The 17384-nt window shown below is 67.6% G+C and carries 15 protein-coding genes and 1 pseudogene; 5 read left to right on the plus strand and 11 right to left on the minus strand.

Features of this window, described 5'->3' with window-relative positions; all coding sequences use genetic code 11:
• From ASG92_RS29620 to ASG92_RS06865, 7 genes and pseudogenes are all read right to left on the minus strand, one after another.
• Positions 1-346: pseudogene (locus ASG92_RS29620) on the minus strand (sulfonate ABC transporter substrate-binding protein); the annotation flags it as partial.
• Between the two features lie 127 nt (positions 347-473).
• On the minus strand, positions 474-1640 hold the full coding sequence (locus tag ASG92_RS06840; RefSeq protein ID WP_056626275.1) for an RtcB family protein: 1167 nt from the start codon (positions 1638-1640) through the stop codon (positions 474-476).
• Positions 1641-2314: 674 nt separating this feature from the next.
• Positions 2315-3736, minus strand: a complete 1422-nt coding sequence (locus ASG92_RS06845; protein WP_056626276.1) for a GTP-binding protein — start codon at positions 3734-3736, stop codon at positions 2315-2317.
• Positions 3736-4683 (minus strand): sulfate adenylyltransferase subunit CysD, encoded by a 948-nt coding sequence (gene cysD, locus ASG92_RS06850; RefSeq protein ID WP_056626278.1) that lies wholly within the window; start codon positions 4681-4683, stop codon positions 3736-3738. Before cysD ends, ASG92_RS06845 begins: the two co-directional genes overlap by 1 nt.
• Positions 4680-5420 carry a phosphoadenylyl-sulfate reductase gene (locus tag ASG92_RS06855; RefSeq protein ID WP_056626377.1) on the minus strand — a complete coding sequence of 247 codons (741 nt, stop codon included), beginning with the start codon at positions 5418-5420 and terminating at the stop codon, positions 4680-4682. Before ASG92_RS06855 ends, cysD begins: the two co-directional genes overlap by 4 nt.
• 98 nt (positions 5421-5518) lie before the next feature.
• Entirely contained in the window at positions 5519-7258 is a 1740-nt protein-coding gene (locus ASG92_RS06860; protein ID WP_056626279.1) for a nitrite/sulfite reductase, read from the minus strand.
• Between the two features lie 133 nt (positions 7259-7391).
• Positions 7392-8165, minus strand: coding sequence for a CbiX/SirB N-terminal domain-containing protein (locus ASG92_RS06865; RefSeq protein WP_056626281.1), 774 nt, complete (start codon positions 8163-8165; stop codon positions 7392-7394).
• Between the two features lie 59 nt (positions 8166-8224).
• On the opposite strand from ASG92_RS06865, the gene ASG92_RS06870 reads away from it, so the two are divergent.
• Together ASG92_RS06870 and ASG92_RS06875 are read left to right on the plus strand one after the other, a co-directional pair.
• Positions 8225-8896 (plus strand): trimeric intracellular cation channel family protein, encoded by a 672-nt coding sequence (locus ASG92_RS06870; RefSeq protein ID WP_056626283.1) that lies wholly within the window; start codon positions 8225-8227, stop codon positions 8894-8896.
• Between the two features lie 14 nt (positions 8897-8910).
• Positions 8911-9336 carry a hypothetical protein gene (locus ASG92_RS06875; RefSeq protein ID WP_056626284.1) on the plus strand — a complete coding sequence of 142 codons (426 nt, stop codon included), beginning with the start codon at positions 8911-8913 and terminating at the stop codon, positions 9334-9336.
• A gap of 144 nt (positions 9337-9480) precedes the next feature.
• On the opposite strand, the gene ASG92_RS06880 is transcribed toward ASG92_RS06875, so the two are convergent.
• The 4 genes from ASG92_RS06880 to ASG92_RS06895 form a co-directional block, all read right to left on the minus strand.
• Complete coding sequence (locus ASG92_RS06880) at positions 9481-10323, minus strand: type IV toxin-antitoxin system AbiEi family antitoxin domain-containing protein (RefSeq protein ID WP_056626286.1); 843 nt, start codon at positions 10321-10323, stop codon at positions 9481-9483.
• Between the two features lie 385 nt (positions 10324-10708).
• Positions 10709-11809: a polyprenyl synthetase family protein gene (locus tag ASG92_RS06885; protein ID WP_056626288.1), complete on the minus strand. Its 1101-nt coding sequence runs from the start codon at positions 11807-11809 to the stop codon at positions 10709-10711.
• A 9-nt stretch (positions 11810-11818) separates the two neighbouring features.
• Positions 11819-13153: a geranylgeranyl reductase family protein gene (locus ASG92_RS06890; protein WP_056626290.1), complete on the minus strand. Its 1335-nt coding sequence runs from the start codon at positions 13151-13153 to the stop codon at positions 11819-11821.
• Between the two features lie 4 nt (positions 13154-13157).
• The gene (locus tag ASG92_RS06895; RefSeq protein WP_082579353.1) at positions 13158-13943 is read right to left on the minus strand and encodes a demethylmenaquinone methyltransferase; all 786 of its coding nucleotides are present in this window, start codon (positions 13941-13943) and stop codon (positions 13158-13160) included.
• 142 nt (positions 13944-14085) lie between these two features.
• Between ASG92_RS06895 and ASG92_RS06900 the strand changes: the two genes are divergently transcribed.
• The 3 genes from ASG92_RS06900 to ASG92_RS06910 all read left to right on the plus strand — a co-directional run bounded on the left by ASG92_RS06900 (position 14086) and on the right by ASG92_RS06910 (position 17378).
• Positions 14086-15447, plus strand: coding sequence for an isochorismate synthase (locus ASG92_RS06900; RefSeq protein WP_056626294.1), 1362 nt, complete (start codon positions 14086-14088; stop codon positions 15445-15447).
• A gap of 227 nt (positions 15448-15674) precedes the next feature.
• Positions 15675-16484 (plus strand): ABC transporter substrate-binding protein, encoded by an 810-nt coding sequence (locus ASG92_RS06905; RefSeq protein ID WP_056626295.1) that lies wholly within the window; start codon positions 15675-15677, stop codon positions 16482-16484.
• A 102-nt stretch (positions 16485-16586) separates the two neighbouring features.
• Positions 16587-17378 carry an amino acid ABC transporter permease gene (locus ASG92_RS06910; protein ID WP_056626297.1) on the plus strand — a complete coding sequence of 264 codons (792 nt, stop codon included), beginning with the start codon at positions 16587-16589 and terminating at the stop codon, positions 17376-17378.
• Positions 17379-17384 lie beyond the last annotated feature (6 nt).

A 17384-nucleotide genomic window follows, 5' to 3' on the forward strand; every position in this document is an offset into this window, starting at 1 on the left:
CGGCGTTCAGCGCCTCGATCGCCGCGGGGCCGGCGTTGAACACCTGCGTGGACAGCTTCGTGCTGCCCAGGTTCTCTTTGATGAAGCCCTGCTTCACGCCCACCAACGCGGCGGCGTGCGTGATGTTGCCGAAGTAGCCCAGCTTCAACTCCGCGGCCGGGCCGGCGGGGGACGTTGACGCGGCGGTGGCGTCCGAACCCCGCGACACAGCCGAGGCCACTATGGCGCCCACGCTGATCAACAGGACCAAACCAAGGGCCAGGGCGATCTCCAGGGTGCGCCTGCGCTTGGGCACTTGGCTGTCGCCGGCCTCAATGCGGGTCATACCCGGCCTGGAACTAGTCATGGATTCACCATAGGGAGTGTGATAAACCCGGTTCAATGAGCCGGAAACCGGGGGTCATGCAGGTTCATGCAGCGTCACATTCGGCCACACAAATCTCCATGCCCCGGCGATCCCTGGATTTTAGGGCTCAGTCCCCCTTGACATTGATGAGCTGCCGCAAACGGTGGCGCACCTTGACCAGGTCTTTGGCGTCACGCATCACGACGTCGATCGGCTTGTACGCCGCGGGAATCTCATCGATGAAGGCCTCGGTGGCACGGAACTCGATGCCGTGCATGGCCTCCTTCAGCTCCGCCAGCGAGAACGTCTTGCGGGCCGCCGTCCGGGAGTACTCCCGCCCGGCGCCGTGAGGCGAGGAATTTAGCGAGACGGCATTGCCGAGTCCCTCCACCACGTACGACGCCGTGCCCATGGACCCGGGAATCAGGCCAGGGTCCCCGGCTTCGGCCCGAATCGCGCCCTTCCGGGACACCCAGACGGACTTGCCGTAGTGGGTCTCCTGCTGGGTGAAATTGTGGTGGCAGTTGATCCGCTCCCTCTCCTTCACGCTGCCGCCCACCCAGTCGCTGAACTGCCGGATGACGCGGTCCATCATTTCCTCGCGGTTCAGCAGGGCGAAGTGCTGGGCCCACCGCAGCTCCTTGATGTACCGGGTGAACTCGGGCGTTCCCTCCTCCAGGTAGGCGAGGTCCGGGTCCGGCAGTGTGACGCGATTCTGCCGGACCACGCCCTGTGCCACCCTGATGTGGTGCTGCGCGATCTTGTTGCCCACGCCCCGCGAGCCCGAGTGCAGGAACAGCCAGACGGCGTCCGTCTCATCCGCGCACACCTCAATGAAGTGGTTGCCCGATCCGAGCGAGCCAAGCTGCAGTTCCCATTTCCCGGTGTACTGGGCGGGGTTGAATCCCGCCTGCGCGGCCAGCTTATGCAGCTCGGCGATCCGCGGTGCTGCCGTGGCTGCGACCTTCCGGTTGTTGTGGCCGGCGGACAGCGGAATGGCACGCTCAATGGCCTCACGCAGCCACTTCCGGTCGCGGGGCAGGTCCTTCACCGAGTACTGGGTCCTCACCGCGATCATGCCGCAGCCGATGTCCACGCCGACGGCGGCCGGGATGATGGCGCCGAGGGTGGGGATGACGGATCCGACCGTGGCGCCCTTGCCAAGGTGTGCGTCCGGCATCAGCGCCAGATGCGGGTAGATGAAGGGCAGCCGGGAGGTTGCCACGGCCTGCTCACGGGTCTTGGCATCTAGGATGGATGCCCAGTTGATGAGCCGGCTGTTGATGGTTTCCACGATTTCCTCTCCTGCTGACCGTTGGGTCCTGGCTGCTATGGCCCAGCTGGATCAGGGCGAGACTATCGCCCACGCCCCGGGCTGTGTCAACACTCGGCCGGCCTTGGCGCCAAGTCCTTTCCCGCACCCACACTTTCGCATAACCGGCCCTAGCCCGCACGAACGGCCCGGGGCAGGGCCGGTCATGCGGGGCAGGGCCGGTCAAGCGGGGTGAGGCCGGTCGGGTCGTGCGGGGCGGGTCGTGTGGGGCGGGACATGTGCGGCGCGGCCAGCCTAAGCGCACCAGTTCCTTCCCGCACCAGGTCGTATCCCGCACCCACACTTCGCCTAACCGGCCCTCGCCCGCACGAACGGCCCGGGATAGCACCGGTCAAGCGGGGCAGGGCCGGTCGTGCGGGGCGGGACTGTTCAAGCGGGTCGGAACATGTGGGCGCGGCCGGCCTTGGCGCGGCCGGCCTTGGCGCGGCCGGCCTTGGCGCGGCCGGCGTTGGCGCGCCAGGTCCTTCCCGCACCCACACTGCGCCTAACCGGCCCTCGCCCGCACGAACGGCCCGGGGCAGCACCGGTCGAGCGGGGCAGGGCCGGTCATGCGGGGCAAGGCCGGTGGTGCGGGAATGCAGGAAGACCCCGGTCCGGATAATTCCGGGCCGGGGCCTTCCTCAGTCGCCAAGCGATCAGATCGAGTAGCGCTCGTCCTCGTGGTCACCCGGGTGGTCGTTGACCAGGCCGGCGGCCAGGGTGTTGCCGTCCAGTGGATCGATCACCAGAAACGCGCCGGTGCGGCGGTGGTGCAGGTAGTTCTCCAGCGGCAGCGGTGCGGCGAGCCGGAGCTGCGCGTGGCCGATGTCGTTGAGTTCCAGACTGGACGCGCCCTCGAGCTTGAAGGTGGCGAGGTCCAGCTTGCCGCTGACGCTGCGGACCAGCGCCTGCACCGTGCGGGTGCCGTGCTTGACCAGCACCTTGGCGCCCTCGCGGAGCGGCTTCGGGGACAGCCAGCACAGTGCGGCGTAGAGGTCGGCCGAGCTTTCGCGGACGGTGCCGGCTGCGGCGATCGTGTCACCGCGGGCGACGTCGAACTCGTCAGCCAGGCGAAGTGCCACGGACTGCGGAGCCGCGGCCTCGGCCAGCTCCGCACCCGCGAAGTCGATGCCGATCACGGTGGTGGTGCGCGGGTCCTGGCCGGGGGTCAGCACGCTGACCTTGTCCCCCACCTTGACCGAGCCTTCGGTGATCTGCCCGGCGTAAGCGCGGTAATCACGGTACTTCTCCACGTCGAGTCCGCCAGCAACCGCGTCGGGAGCCAGCGCCCCCTGCGGCCGGACCACCAGCTGCACCGGGAAGCGGAAGCTCTCCAGGTGGCTTTCCAGCTCGTCGGCGGCGGGCAGGGTCTCGAGCACCTCGAGCAGGGCCGGCCCGGTGTACCAGGGGGTGCGCTCCGAGCGCTCCACCACGTTGTCGCCGTCGAGCGCGGAAACCGGAACCACCAGGAGATCGGTGATGCCGTCCGAACCCAGGCCGAGCTCGCGGCCCACCTGCTGGACGTCGGCTTCGATCTCGCGGAACACCGATTCGCTGAAGTCCACCAGGTCGATCTTGTTCACGGCCACGATCACGTGGGCCACGCGCAGCAGCTGCAGCACGGAAAGGTGCCGGCGGGTCTGCTCCAGGACACCCTTGCGGGCGTCAATGAGTACGACGACGGCATCCGCAGTGGACGCGCCGGTCACCGTGTTCTTGGTGTACTGAACGTGCCCGGGGCAGTCCGCGAGGATGAAGCTGCGGCGGTCCGTGGCGAAGTAGCGATAGGCGACGTCGATGGTGATGCCCTGCTCGCGCTCGGCACGCAGGCCGTCGGTCAGGAGCGCCAGGTCGATGCCGCCGGCCGATCCGCCGAACCCGCGGTCCGCGGAGGTGCGGGCAACAGCGTCGAGCTGGTCAGCCAGGATCGCCTTGGAGTCGTGCAGGAGGCGGCCCACGAGGGTGGACTTGCCGTCGTCGACCGATCCGGCGGTGGCGAAGCGGAATAGTGAGGCGTGGGCGAGCGGAGCCTCGTCAAGAAGGGCAGCCGCGCGGGCGGTGTCGATTTCGGTGCTCATTAGAAATAGCCATCCTTCTTGCGGTCTTCCATGGCGGCCTCGGAGATGCGGTCGTCCGCACGGGTGGCGCCACGTTCGGTGATGGTGGAGGCGGCAACTTCAATGACGACGTCGCGCACCGTGGCGGCAGCTGACTCAACTGCACCGGTGCAGGACATGTCGCCCACGGTCCGGTAGCGGACGGTCTTGGTGATGACTTCCTCATCGGGGCGGGGCTGGGAGACCTCGCCCACTGCGCGCCACATGCCGTCGCGGGCAAAGACCTCGCGGTCGTGGGCGTAGTACAGACCGGGCAGTTCGATGTTCTCGCGCTCGATGTAGCGCCAGACGTCCAGTTCGGTCCAGTTGCTGATGGGGAACGCGCGGACGTGCTGGCCCACGGTGTGGCGGCCGTTGTACAGGTTCCACAGCTCGGGGCGCTGGTTGCGCGGGTCCCACTGGCCGAACTCGTCGCGGAGGCTCAGGATTCGCTCCTTGGCGCGGGCCTTGTCCTCGTCACGGCGGCCGCCGCCGAAGACGGCGTCGAACTTGTTGGACTGGATGGCGTCCAGCAGCGGGACGGTCTGCAGCGGGTTGCGGGTGCCGTCGGCACGCTCGGCCAGCTCGCCGCGGTCGATGAACTCCTGGACGGAGCCAACAACCAGCTTCAGGCCCAGGCGCTCAACGGTGCGGTCGCGGAAGTCGATGACCTCGGGGAAGTTGTGGCCGGTGTCCACGTGCAGCACGGGGAAGGGAACCTTGCCCGGCCAGAAGGCCTTGGTGGCGAGGTGCAGCATCACCACGGAGTCCTTGCCGCCGGAGAACAGCAGCGCAGGCTTCTCGAACTCGGCGACGACTTCGCGGATGATGTGGATGGCCTCGGATTCGAGGGTGTCCAGGCTTGAGAGGCGCGTTGAAACGGCTGCGTCAGTCACCTGGGTGGGCTCCTCAGTTAGGAAAGTGCTCATACGTGTAGTCCGCATTCTGTCTTGTCGGATCCTGCCCAGCGGCCGGCGCGGGGGTCATCGCCGGGCGCTACCTTGCGTGTGCAGGGCTGGCAGCCAATGGACGGGTAGCCCTGTGAAAGCAGCGGGTTGACGGGAAGGAGGTTGTCGTCGGAGTACTGCACCAGCTGGTCGAAGCTCCAGGCCGCCACCGGGTTGACCTTAACCAGGCCGTTGGCTTCGTCCCAGGTGATCAGCGGGGTGTTGGTGCGGGTGGGGGCTTCGTCGCGGCGCACCCCGGTGAACCAGAGTTCGTAGCCGGCCAGGGTGCGGCGGAGCGGGGCCACCTTGCGGAGCGCGCAGCACTGGGCGGCGTCGCGGGCGAAGAGGTCCTTGCCCAGGAGCCGGTCCTGCTGCTCCACGGTGTTCTCCGGAAGCACGTCCACCACGTTGACACGGAGGTTCGCGGCCACCTCGTCGCGCGTGGCGTAGGTCTCCGGGAAGTGGTAGCCGGTCTCCAGGAACAGGACGTCGACGCCGGGAATCTGGTCCGCGACGAGCGCTGGCAGGACGGCGTCGGCCATGGAGCAGGCCACAGCCACGGCGGGCATCTCGAAGTTTCGCTCCACCCAGGCGATCACGTCGCGGGCGGGGGCATCCCAGCCGAGCTCGGCGGCGCCGGCCTCGGCCAGGGCCTTGAGCTCCTCGACGGAGCGCTTGGGCACGCTGGTCGAGTTCGGGGTTTCGACAGGCTCAACCACCGAGGCTGCGGGCTCCGCCACCGGGTCAGTTCCTAAAGAGGGGCCACGGCCACCGGGGTCCCCGGCCGAGCTTGCGAGGTTGGGGAGTGGCTGGGGATTCACTGGAGTGCCTCTTCGTCCGCCGCGTGGGCCCATTCGGCGAAGGTCTGGCCTTCGGCGCGCTCCGCCACGAACTTGCGGACAACCCGCTCAACGTAGTCCGGCAGGTCCGCAACGTACACCTTCAGGCCGCGGACGGTACGTCCGAGGCCGGCCTCTTCGCGGTCCGACGAAGCCAGCCCGCCGCCCAGGTGGACCTGGAAACCGGGGCTGGGATCGCCGTCGGGTGTGGGGAGCATCATGCCCTTGAGTCCGATGTCCGCGGTCTGGATGCGGGCGCAGGAGTTGGGGCAGCCGTTGATGTGCAGGGACAGCGCGTGGGGCAGCTGGCCGCTGTCCGCGAGGTCGGCGAGGCGGCGCTCCAGTTCGGCGACGGCCGTGGCCGCGGTGACCTTGGTCTCCACGATGGCCAGCTTGCAGTACTCGATGCCGGTGCAGGCGATGGTGCCGCGGCGGAACACGGACGGCCGGGCGGAGAGGCCCAGGGCGTCGAGCTCTGCCACGAGCGGCTCAACTTCGTCCTTGGGGACGTCCAGCACAACGAGCTTCTGGTGCGGGGTGGTGCGCAGGCGGCGCGAGCCGCGGGCCTCGAGGGTGTCCGCGAGCTTCACCAGCTGCGTGCCGGAGAGCCGGCCGGCCAGCGGGGTGGCGCCGATGAAGAACTTGCCGTCCTTCTGCTCGTGCACGCCCACGTGGTCGCCCGGGGTGGTCGGCTTGGGCGCGGCGGGGCCGTCGGCCAGCTTGTAGCCGAGGTATTCGTCCTCAAGGATCTGGCGGAACTTTTCGGGTCCCCAGTCGGCCATCAGGAACTTCAGGCGCGCCTTGGTGCGCATGCGGCGGTAGCCGTAGTCGCGGAAGATGCTGGTGACGCCGAGCCACACGTCGGCTGCCTGCTCGGGTGTGACGAAGGCGCCGAGGCGCTTGCCCAGCATGGGGTTGGTGGACAGCGCGCCGCCGGCCCAGAGGTCGTAGCCCACGCCGAGTTCAGGGTGCTTGACGCCAACCAGGGCGAAGTCGTTGATCTCGTGCACCACGTCCTGGCTGGGGTGGCCGGTGATGGCGGTCTTGTACTTGCGCGGCAGGTTGGACAGCAGCGGGTTACCGATGAACCGTTCGCCCAGCTCGGCGATGAGCGGGGTGGGGTCGATGATCTCGTCCTTGGCGATGCCGGCCACCGGGGAGCCCAGGATGACGCGCGGGACGTCGCCGCAGGCTTCGGTGGTGGACAGGCCCACTCCCTCAAGCCGGGTCCAGATCTCGGGGATGTCCTCCACGCGGATCCAGTGCAGCTGGATGTTCTGGCGGTCGGTGAGGTCGGCGGAGTCCCGGGCGAAGTCGACCGAGATGTTGCCGATGACGCGCAGTTGCTCGGTGGTGAGCGCACCGCCGTCGATCCTCACGCGCAGCATGAAGTACTTGTCTTCGAGCTCGTGCGGCTCAAGCGTGGCGGTCTTGCCGCCGTCGATCCCGGGCTTGCGCTGGGTGTAGAGGCCCCACCAGCGGAAGCGTCCGTGCAGGTCCTGGCCCGGGATGGAGTCGAAGCCGTCCTTGGAATAGATGGACTCGATACGCTCGCGGACGTTGAGGCCGTCGTCTTCCTGCTTCCAGGTTTCGTTGGCATTCAGCGGGGTGGTTCCGTCCACCTTCCACTGGCCGTGAGGCTTTGCGGCGGGGCGGGAGGCACGGGCTGGGCGCGCGGGCTTGTCCGTGGCCGCTCCGGCTAGAGCTGTATCAGTCATGCATCGACTGTAGGGCCGCCCCGAAACCCGCCACAAAGGCCCCGGAAACGCTAAGTCACCTAGGGAAATATTTCGTCATGAATCGCCGATGGGCCTTGAACGGGGCGCCGGGCTGTGCTTCGGCGGCGCGGCGTCAGGCGGCGGCCGCGTGTGCGGCCAGCGCAGAGTCGTAACGCTCCAGCGCAATCTCCGCCAGCACCGGCGACGGCAACAGCGGCGCCGTCACGAGGTCCGCGCCCGCCTTGGCCAGCTGGTCGTGGAAGAAGCCCGGCGCGAGGAGGTACGACGCAACAACCACCCGGCCGCCCAGGTCCACTGCCCCGGCGGACTCCCCCGCCCCGGCACCGCCCGCAGCCTCCTCGCGGAGCATGGCAACGGCCTCGGGCACTGAAGGCTTGGCGGATGCGCCATAGGCGGCCACGATCCGGTTGGACCGGAGGGCTCCGAGCTGTTCGGCGAGCTTCTCGACGCTGAGCGCGGCGTTGGGGTTCGAGGAGCCGGCAGCGGCCAGGACGATCGCGTCATTGTCCGTCACGCCGGCCTCGCGGAGCCGCTGGTCCAGCAGTGCGGCTAGGCGGGGGTCAGGCCCAAGCGGTGCGGCGGCGAGGGTCCCCGGCCGGCTCTTGACGGCCCGGGCGATATCCACCTTCACGTGGTATCCCACACTCAGCAGGAGCGGCACCACAACCGCGGAGGCTGCCGGCGCGCCCTCTCCCCCGCCGCCGGGAGCCTCGGGAAGCCCCGCCACCACGTCCACCAGATCGGGCTGCTGCACGTCCACATAGGCTTCGCGGACGTCGAGCCCGGGGCGGAGTGCGGCGATGGCGTCGCGGAGGGCGTTGACCTCGGCGGCTCCCTGGGCGTTGGAGGTCCCGTGGGCACAAGCGATCATGATCGGGCTGTTCATAGGGGCTAGCGTAACGTTGGAGCCGCACTGTCCGCCCCTTGAATTCGCCGGGACGCTCCATGACATTCCCTTTTGACATCGCCCTGGTATGGCTGGACCTGGCCGGCGTCTTCTTCTTCGCGGTCTCCGGCTCCCTGCTCGCGGCGCGGAAACAGTTCGACATCATCGGTTCCCTCCTGCTCGCCTCCCTCGTTTCGCTGGGCGGCGGCGTGATCCGCGACATCATCATCAACACCGGGCCGCCCGCCGCCTTCACCAACCCGGCCTACCTCGCGCCGCCGCTGCTCGCGACGGTGCTGGTGTATTTCCTGTTCTCCAGCGTCCAGCGCTTCACGTCGCTGCTGACCCTGTTCGACGCCGGCGGCCTGGCCCTGTTCTGCATTACGGGCACGCTCAAGGCGCTGTCCTCCGGGATGAATCCCGTTGCGGCGGTGCTGTTGGGGGTCACGACGGCGGTGGGCGGCGGCCTGCTGCGCGACATCACGGCCAATGAGGTGCCCCAGCTGTTCGATGCCAGGGACCTTTACGCCCTGCCCGCGTTGACGGGCGCCGCGCTGACCGCCGTGCTGTGGGTTTCGGGTTCATTCAATGCGTTGACCGCGTGCGCCGTGGCGGCCATTGTCTTCACCTTCCGCGTGCTGGCCTGGCGCCGCTCGTGGCACGTTCCGCTGGCCGTTCGCGGGTGGCACCGGCTGGGGCTGGACACCGGGAATTCGAGGGGCCGGGATTAGCTAGGATAAGAGCCATGACTGACATGTTCCTCGAGAAGTTCCGCGCGCTAGTTCCGAAGTATCTCGAAGACGAATGGCAGGAAGAGGACGGGCTGCCCGCCGAGGAGCTCGATTCCGCACTTGCCGAGCATCAGTTCACCATCCCGCTCGTGCTCCGCGAGTTCTACCTGGCCCTCGGCGGCTGCGAGGACCTCATGGAGGCCTACCACTACTTCTGGGACCCCGAGGAACTCGAAGTGGACGACGACGGCTTCCTTATGTTCCTTGAGGACGAGGGAGAGCAGTTCACCTGGGGCTTCCGCGTGGGCGACCTCAGCGTCCCGGACCCCATCGTGTACCGCCGCAACAACCTCCGCGGCCAATGGAAGAGCGAAGAAGGCACCTTCTCGGAGTTCGTGTTCGACATGTTCGACTGGGCCTTCAACGAGGACGACGACTGACCCTTCCGCGGGCCTTCCTGCACCTCGCGCCGTCCTGACCTTGTTTGGCCGCCGAGGGGCCGCGACTCGCCGCTGAGCGTGCGTGTCCTGGGCCTAGCTGCGGCAAAGAGGGTCACGACGGCGGCACTCACCCGTGGGAGGCGCTCACCAGTCTGGCGCGAACCTGCCCAATGCCCGCAGACGCAGCACCGCTAGGACCTGTTCCACCATGGCCTCGGGGTGATGAACCACGTCGTCGTAGTAATAGCGAAGCGTGAGATGGCCCCCGAGCATGCCGGCGTTGTTCCGCCGCTGATCCTTCTTGACCTGCCGCGGTTCAAAATGCGTGGAGCCGTCCAGCTCCACCACCAGACATTCCTCAACCAGGCAATCCACCTCGCCCACCCCCGGTAGGTGGACGTGCATGCGGACGTTGAGGCCGGCGCGGACAAAATGCGTGTGGGCCAGTATCTCCAGCACGGAGTCTGCCCGGGGGATCAGCAGAGCCAGCACCGCGCGGCCGCGTCCGTTCCTGTTCCCAACGAGTTTGCTCCGTAGGAAGTCGGCGGAAATCTGGCCTCGGCCGGTGGCTGACTGTACCAGGGCCAGCGCTTCGAGCTCCGGCAGGCACCTCACGGCATGAAGGAGCACATCGGCGAGACCCGCCACAGGATAAGCAGGGTCTGGGTCGTGCGTACACGGCGCATGGTCGATCACTCCCGTCTTTGGAACACCGTTGCCGCAGCTCAGGTGCACTTCTTGCGGTGGATGCAGGGCCCACAGACTGTAGAACCGCGCTGCGGACACGCACGTGAGCCGACCGTTCGCCCTAAAGGCGGCCAGGACGCCGTCGTCCGCGTTGCGCAGAGAGTACACACCACGTAGCGGCCGGTACAGGCGGCCGGCGTCGACGGCGGCCTCGAGCGTGGGTCGTAGGAAGCCGGCGCGCAGGAGGTCGCTCCTGCGGGCCGCTCCGCCGCGTCGTGCCAGGAAGGTTGCAAGGTCCATCACCCCACGGTCCCCTTGCTCGGCGGCGATGGGGAGCCATTTACTTGCCTATGTGCACAAACCAAGTCCGTCGTGACCCACTTTCGCGGCCAACTGCCGACGGCGCGCCGTCCCGTCGGCGTGTCCTTTCAGGACGGAGACCAAACAGGGTCAGGACGGCGGCGACACAGGAGCAGCATTGTGACACGCCCGTTAACAACAGATTTGAATTGTGTGACAAACCTGTCATAGACAGTTTCACGGATCCACTAAATGCCTCCGGTGGATCTGATGCGAACGGAGAAACGGCCCCGGTTCCATGCAGCGTATGACTCGTAACGCTGCAGGGAACCGGCGCCGTTCCGTTTAAGCCTGCCCGGTTCAAGCCTCCCGGGAGGCGAAGGCCCTAGCTCGCGCGGTCCACCACGGCCCGGGCGAAGCTGGTCAGCGAATCCTTCACAACGCCCTCGGGCAGCGGCGCCAGCGCGGCGATGGCGTCGTCGGCCCAGGCTCGGGCTACAACCCAGGACTCCGCGGTCACGGGGTGCTCGCGCAGGCCGGCCACGGCTTCGGCGAGGGCTTCGTCGGAGGAGAGGTCGCCGTCGATCAGCTTGAGAAGCTCGACGGCGGACTGGTCGCCCTGCGTCGCGGCGTTGCGCAGGAGCAGCACCGGCAGGGTGGGGACGCCTTCGCGCAGGTCGGTCCCCGGGGACTTGCCGGACTTGACCTTGACGCCGGTGACGTCGATGACGTCGTCGGCCAGCTGGAAGGCCACGCCGACTTTCTCGCCGTACTGCACCAGGACATCCTCGTAGGCTTCGTCGGCGCCGGCAAAGATCGCACCGAGCTGGCCCGAGGCCGCCACCAGGGAGCCGGTCTTGTCCGCGATGACCGACAGGTAGTGCTCCACCGGGTCCTCGTCCGGGCGAGGGCCCACGGTTTCGTGCAGCTGGCCCAGGCACAGCCGCTCGAAGGTGCGGGCCTGGATGCCCAGGGCGCGGGAGCCCAGCTCGGACACGAGGATGGAGGCGCGGGCGAAGATGAGGTCGCCGGTGAGGACGGCCACGGAGTTGCCCCAGACCTCGTGCGCCGTGGGGGCGCCGCGGCGGAAGGGCGCGGAGTCCATGACGTCGTCGTGGTACAGCGTGGCGAGGTGGGTCAGTTCCACGACGACCGCGGCCTGCACCACCGCGGGCCGCGAGGCGTCGCCGAGGTGCGCGCAGAGCAGGGTCAGCAGGGGGCGGATGCGCTTGCCGCCGGCTTCCACCAGGTGACGCGACGTTGCGTCAGCCAGGGGGTCGGAGTTGGCGATGGCTTCGCGCAGCTTCTTTTCCACGCGGGCCAGGTTGTTGGTGATCGCAGGCCCGAGTTCGGGGTCCCCCGCGATGGCCGCGAAGCCTGCCGGCAGCTGGAGCCCGGTGGCGATGGCGGTGGTGTTGAGGCTGGGTTCGGAGGCCGGCAGGCCATGCCCGGCGTGCGTCCAGCTGTGGTTCGCGGAGTTGGTCACGGGTTAACCCTAACTTTTTGTTGCGGAAACCGCTGATTTGAGGCCTGACGGGGCATGGGCAGACGTATTGGACGTGGCGGGCACCAGCAGTTCCAGGACCCGGATCACGCGGTCCTCGAAGCCCTTGGCGGCCGGATCGGTCAGGTTGGCCAGGAGCCGGACCACGAAGCGCATGAGCACCGGGATGGGCATTCCGGTCCGCAGCGCGAGCTTCATCACCGCGGGCTTGCCGATCAGCGCGGCAAAGGCCCGGCCCAGCGTGAAGTGCGATCCCCACTGCCCGCGCACATAGTCCGCGTACCCCGCGAGGCGGGCGTCGGCGTCGGCCGTGGCCCACCCGGCAGAAGCGGAGCGGGCGGTGCAGTCGATGATGAACTCGGCCGCAAAGCGGGCGGACTCCATGGCGTACGAGATGCCCTCGCCGTTGAACGGGGACACCATGCCGCCGGCGTCGCCGAGGAGCAGCAGGCCGGGCGAGTAGTGCGGCGTACGGTTGAAGCCCATGGGCAGGGCGGCGCCGCGGATCTCGCCCACCTGGTTTTCCGGCGTGAAACCCCATTCGGCGGGCATGCCGGCGGTCCACTCGCGGAGCACCTGCTTATAGTCCAGCTTGCCGAATTCCTTGGACGAGTTGAGGATGCCGAGGCCCACGTTGGACGTGCCGTCGCCCACGCCGAACACCCAGCCGTAGCCGGGCAGGAGCTTGCCGTCGCGGCCGGGGAGCTCCAGCCAGCCTTCCATCCAGTCGTCGTCATGGCGCGGGGAGGTGAAGTAGGTGCGCACGGCGACGCCGAGGGGGCGGTCGTCGCGCTTCTGGATGCCGAGGGACACGGCGGTGCGGGTGGAGTTTCCGTCCGCTGCGAGGACGACGTCGGCCGTAAAGTCGAGCGTCTCGCCCGTCTTGCGCCCGGACTCGTCCAGGAGCGCTGCGCGGACGCCGGCCACGCGGCCGTCCTCGCCGCGGAGCGCTTCGGTGACGCTGTGGCGTTCCAGCACGACGGCGCCCGCGGCCTGGGCGTGGCGGGCCAGTTCCTCGTCGAAGCCGAGCCGGGTGCGGATCAGCCCGTACTGCGGAAAGTCGGACACCTCGGGCCAGGGCAGTTCGATGGAGCGGCCGCCGGCGATCAGGCGAAGGCCCTTGTTCCGGCGCCAGCCGTCCGCTTCGTGGTGCGGCAGGCCGAGCTTCTGGATCTCCCGGACAGCCCGCGGCGTGAGGCCGTCGCCGCACACCTTTTCGCGCGGAAAGCTGGTCTTTTCCAGCACCGTGACGTCAACGCCGGCCTTGGCGAGGTAATACGCGGCGGTGGATCCGGCCGGACCCGCGCCGACAATCAGTACCTTCACAGTGTCAGCGGGCGGAACGCGGGATGTTGCGGCGCAGCTTGGCCACCGGGCCGGTGTGGGCGGCAATGGCGGCAGTCCCGCCGTCGGGCGCTGAATCAAGGGGCTTGTGGGCGCGGTGGACCGCCACGATGCCTCCGCTCAGGTTGCGGTAGGTGACGTCCTCCCAGCCGGATTCCTGCAGCCATGCGGCGAGGTGGTTCTGGTCCGGCCAGGCGCGGATGGACTCGGCGAGGTAGACGTAGGCGTCCGGGTTCGAGGACACCTTGACGGCGATGGCCGGGAGGGCCCGCATGAGGTATTCGGTGTACATGGTGCGCCACAGCGGGACCACGGGCTGGGAGAACTCGGCGATGACCACCTTGCCGCCGGGCTTGGTCACGCGGAGCATCTCGGCCAGGGCCTTCTTGGGCTCGTTGACGTTGCGCAGGCCGAAGGAGATGGTGCTGGCGTCGAAGGTGTTGTCCGCGAACGGGAGGTTGGTCGCGTCCCCGGCGATGAAGTCGATGTCCGGGCGGCGGCGCTTGCCCACCTTGAGCATGCCGAGGGAGAAGTCGCAGGCCACCACGTCTATGCCGGCATCGGCATATGGCTCGCTGGAGGTGCCCGTTCCGGCCGCCAGGTCCAGCACGCGCTGGCCGGGCCGCATATCCATGGCCTCGACCACAACCTTGCGCCACCGGCGCGTCTGCCCCATTGACAGGACATCGTTGACGACGTCGTACTTCGGTGCGACGTCGTCAAACATCGTGGCTACTTCGTCCGGACGCTTATCCAAGGATGCTCGGTTCACCCTGACAATCTACCCGAATCTACCGTCAGGTACTTGCCGCCGCCGGCGGGAAGCCGGCGGGAAAAGGCAGGCCCGGCGCAGCGAGCGGCCGAAGTTGCTGATTTCTACCGAAGTTTGCCGCGCGGAGTACTGTTGACCCATCATGACCAGAACGCTCCGCACCTTGACAGTCCCTTTGGATGGAGAATCGACTCCCGGGGGGCTGCCGTCGTATCTGGTGCGGGACGATGTCCTCTGCTGGACCCGCCGGGAGGCCGGCCTGGTGGGCTTCGGCGAGGTGGCCCGGTTCACCGCCACGGGACCCGAACGGTTCCTCGAGGCGGACATCTGGTGGCGGCACCTGGTCATCGAGGCCGACATCACCGACCACGTGGAGTGCCCCGGCACCGGCCCGGTCGCGTTCGGCTCGTTCGCGTTCTCCAAGGTTTCCGCCCATGAGTCCCGGCTGATCGTGCCGGAGATCGTGGTGGGCGTCCGCGACGGCCGCACCTGGCTCACCCAGATCAAGGCCGACGACGGCGAACTCACCGAAGCGGGCGCCCTCGCCGCGCTGAAGGGGTGGCTGGAGTCGCCGGCGGGCGCTGCCGCTTCCGACGGCGTTGCCGTCCCCGGAGGCGGGATGCTAGCGGAGGCGGGTGCCGCCGTCGTACTTCCCGAGCCCGCCACGCTGGCGACCGGGTCCCTGAGCGAAGCGGACTGGATGGCCGCCGTCGCCGCGGGTGTTGCCGAGATCCGCACGGGACGTCTGGAAAAGCTGGTGCTGGCCCGGGACGTGGTGGCCACGCTGCCCGACGGCGTCAATGCGGCGGAGGTGCTGCGGCAGCTTGCCGTGCGGTACCGCGAATGCTGGACGTACGGCGTGGACGGACTCGTGGGTGCCACGCCGGAGATGCTGATCCAGGTGGAGGGCCGCACGGCCCAGGCGCGCGTGCTGGCGGGAACGCTGGACCGCCGCGACGCCGTGGGCGAGTCCGGGCTGCCCCTGGACTATGCCGAGCGGGTCCTCGCCGGGTCCGAGAAGCAGCGGCACGAACACGAGATCGCGATCCAGTCGCTGACCACCCAGCTCGCGCCCTTCTCCGAGGCCATGAACGCGCACAGCGAACCGTTCATCCTGGAGCTGCCCAATGTGTGGCATCTGGCATCGGACGTCAAGGCAGAGCTCACCGAGGTGGAGGGGCACGTCCCCACATGCCTTGCCCTGATCAATGCACTCCACCCCACGGCGGCCGTGTGCGGCACCCCGACGCAGGTGGCCGGCGCCCTGATCCGCAAACTCGAGCACCTGGACCGCGGGCCGTACGCCGGGCCGGTGGGGTGGCTCGATGCCGCGGGGAACGGCGAATGGGGCATCGCCCTGCGCGGCGCCGTCATCGAATCGCCGAACACCGTCCGGTTATATGCCGGCTGCGGAATAGTCGAGGGATCGCATCCGGAGGCCGAACTGGCGGAGACGTGGGCCAAGTTCCGCCCGATGCTGGAATCACTGGGCATCAGCAACTAGGCCTGGCCGCCGGCAATGCCGGCGTGGGGCTGGGCTATGTGGACGGGGTGGCGTAGATTGACAAGAGTCCGGGATTCCAGACACGCGAGGGTGCCAAGGTCTTGAAATCCGGTGTGATTTAGTTATCCAATAGTGAAACTAAGTTTTCTGTGATGCACATCTCTTATTCAGAGCTACACTATAAACCGCTTTAGTCCCGCATACTCCTGCAACAAAAGGTAAGAAACATGCAGCTCAAGTCCCTTGCCACGGCCAAGCTCAGCGCCAAGGCTGCCGCAATCCTCGCTGTCGGGGCCCTCAGCCTCACCGCATGCGGCGGTGGCGGAACAGCTCCGGCGGCAACCAGCACCCCTGGCAGCGTTCAGCTCATTAACGCCGGCAAGCTCACTGTCTGCTCGGACATCCCCTACGAGCCGTTCGAATTCCAGAAGGACGGCAAGAACGTCGGCTTCGACATGGACATCGCGGCCGAGCTCGCCAAGGACATGAAGGCGGAGCTCAACGTGGTGGACAGCTCCTTCGAGGCCATCGAAACCGGGACAGCCCTGACGCAGTGCGACGTCTCGATCTCCTCCATCTCCATCACGGACACCCGCAAGGCCGTCATGGACTTCTCCAGCCCGTACCTGAACGATGACCTGACCCTGGTTGCCACCGAGGCTTCCGGCATCACCAACATCGACAGCGCCAAGGGCAAGAAGGTGGGCGTCCAGCAGGCCACCACCGGTGCCCAGTACGCCAAGGACAAGGGCCTCGACGCGCAGCAGTTCGAGGACACCGGACTCCTGGTCCAGGCACTCAAAGCAGGCACCATCGACGCCGCGCTCGGCAACCAGTCAGTTCTCGGCTACGCCATCAAGGACGATTCCAAGATGAAGCGCGTCGAAAACTACGCCACCGGTGAGAAGCTGGGCATCGCGATCAAGAAGGGCAACACCGCCATGGCCGATCAGGTCAACGCCACCCTCAAGCGCCTGACCGACGACGGCTCTTTGAAGAAGTTCGAGACCACCTGGTTCGGCGAAGCAGCCAAGTAAGCCAGCGCTTCGGCCTGAGACCTTCGCAGCCGAGGCCCCGTTCAGGATCTGCTCAGCAGTCCGTGCGGGGCCTCAACTGCGCAAAACGAATGTGAGCACACCATGGCAATGACCGCACGTCAACGAGCCAAAGTCAGTCTGTACATCCAGGCCGGAATCTTCTTCGTGGCCATGGCCGCGCTGATTCTGGCCACGGACTGGAAGACCGTCGGCAACAGCGTCTTCAACTTCGGCAAGCTCGGCCCGATGTTCCCCGGAATCATCGTGGTGGGCCTGAAGAACACCCTGATCTACACCGCATTGGCGTTTGTCGTCGGCCTGTCCGGCGGCCTCCTGCTGGCACTGATGAAGCTTTCCACCTTCCCCCTGTACCGCTGGATCGCCACCGGCTACATCGAGTTCTTCCGCGGCGTCCCTGCGCTGCTCGTGTTCATTGCGTTCGGCTACGGCGTGCCCCTGGCCTTTGGTGTCTCCTGGGACGTCACCGTCGTGGTGATGGTGTCCCTCGGCATGGTGGCCTCCGCCTACATCGCCGAGACACTCCGCGCGGGCCTGCAGGCCGTTCCCAAGGGACAGATGGAAGCCGCACGGTCCCTTGGCATGCCGATGTGGCGGGCCATGGTCACCATCGTGATCCCGCAGGCCTTCCGGATCGTGCTGCCGCCGCTGACCAACGAGGTCATCCTGCTGACCAAGGACTCCTCGCTGATCTACGTGCTGGGCCTCACCACCGCGCAGTACGAGCTCACCAAGTTCGGCCGCGACGGCATCTCCAGCCTGGGCGCGGGCCTCACGCCGCTCCTGGTGGCCGGCGCGTTCTACCTGGTGATCACCATCCCGCTGAGCCTGCTGGCCCGGAAGTTCGAAAGCCGCTCCGCGCGGACCAAGCGTTAGGCTGAG

This window comes from Arthrobacter sp. Soil736 (assembly GCF_001428005.1).
GTDB lineage: Bacteria > Actinomycetota > Actinomycetes > Actinomycetales > Micrococcaceae > Arthrobacter.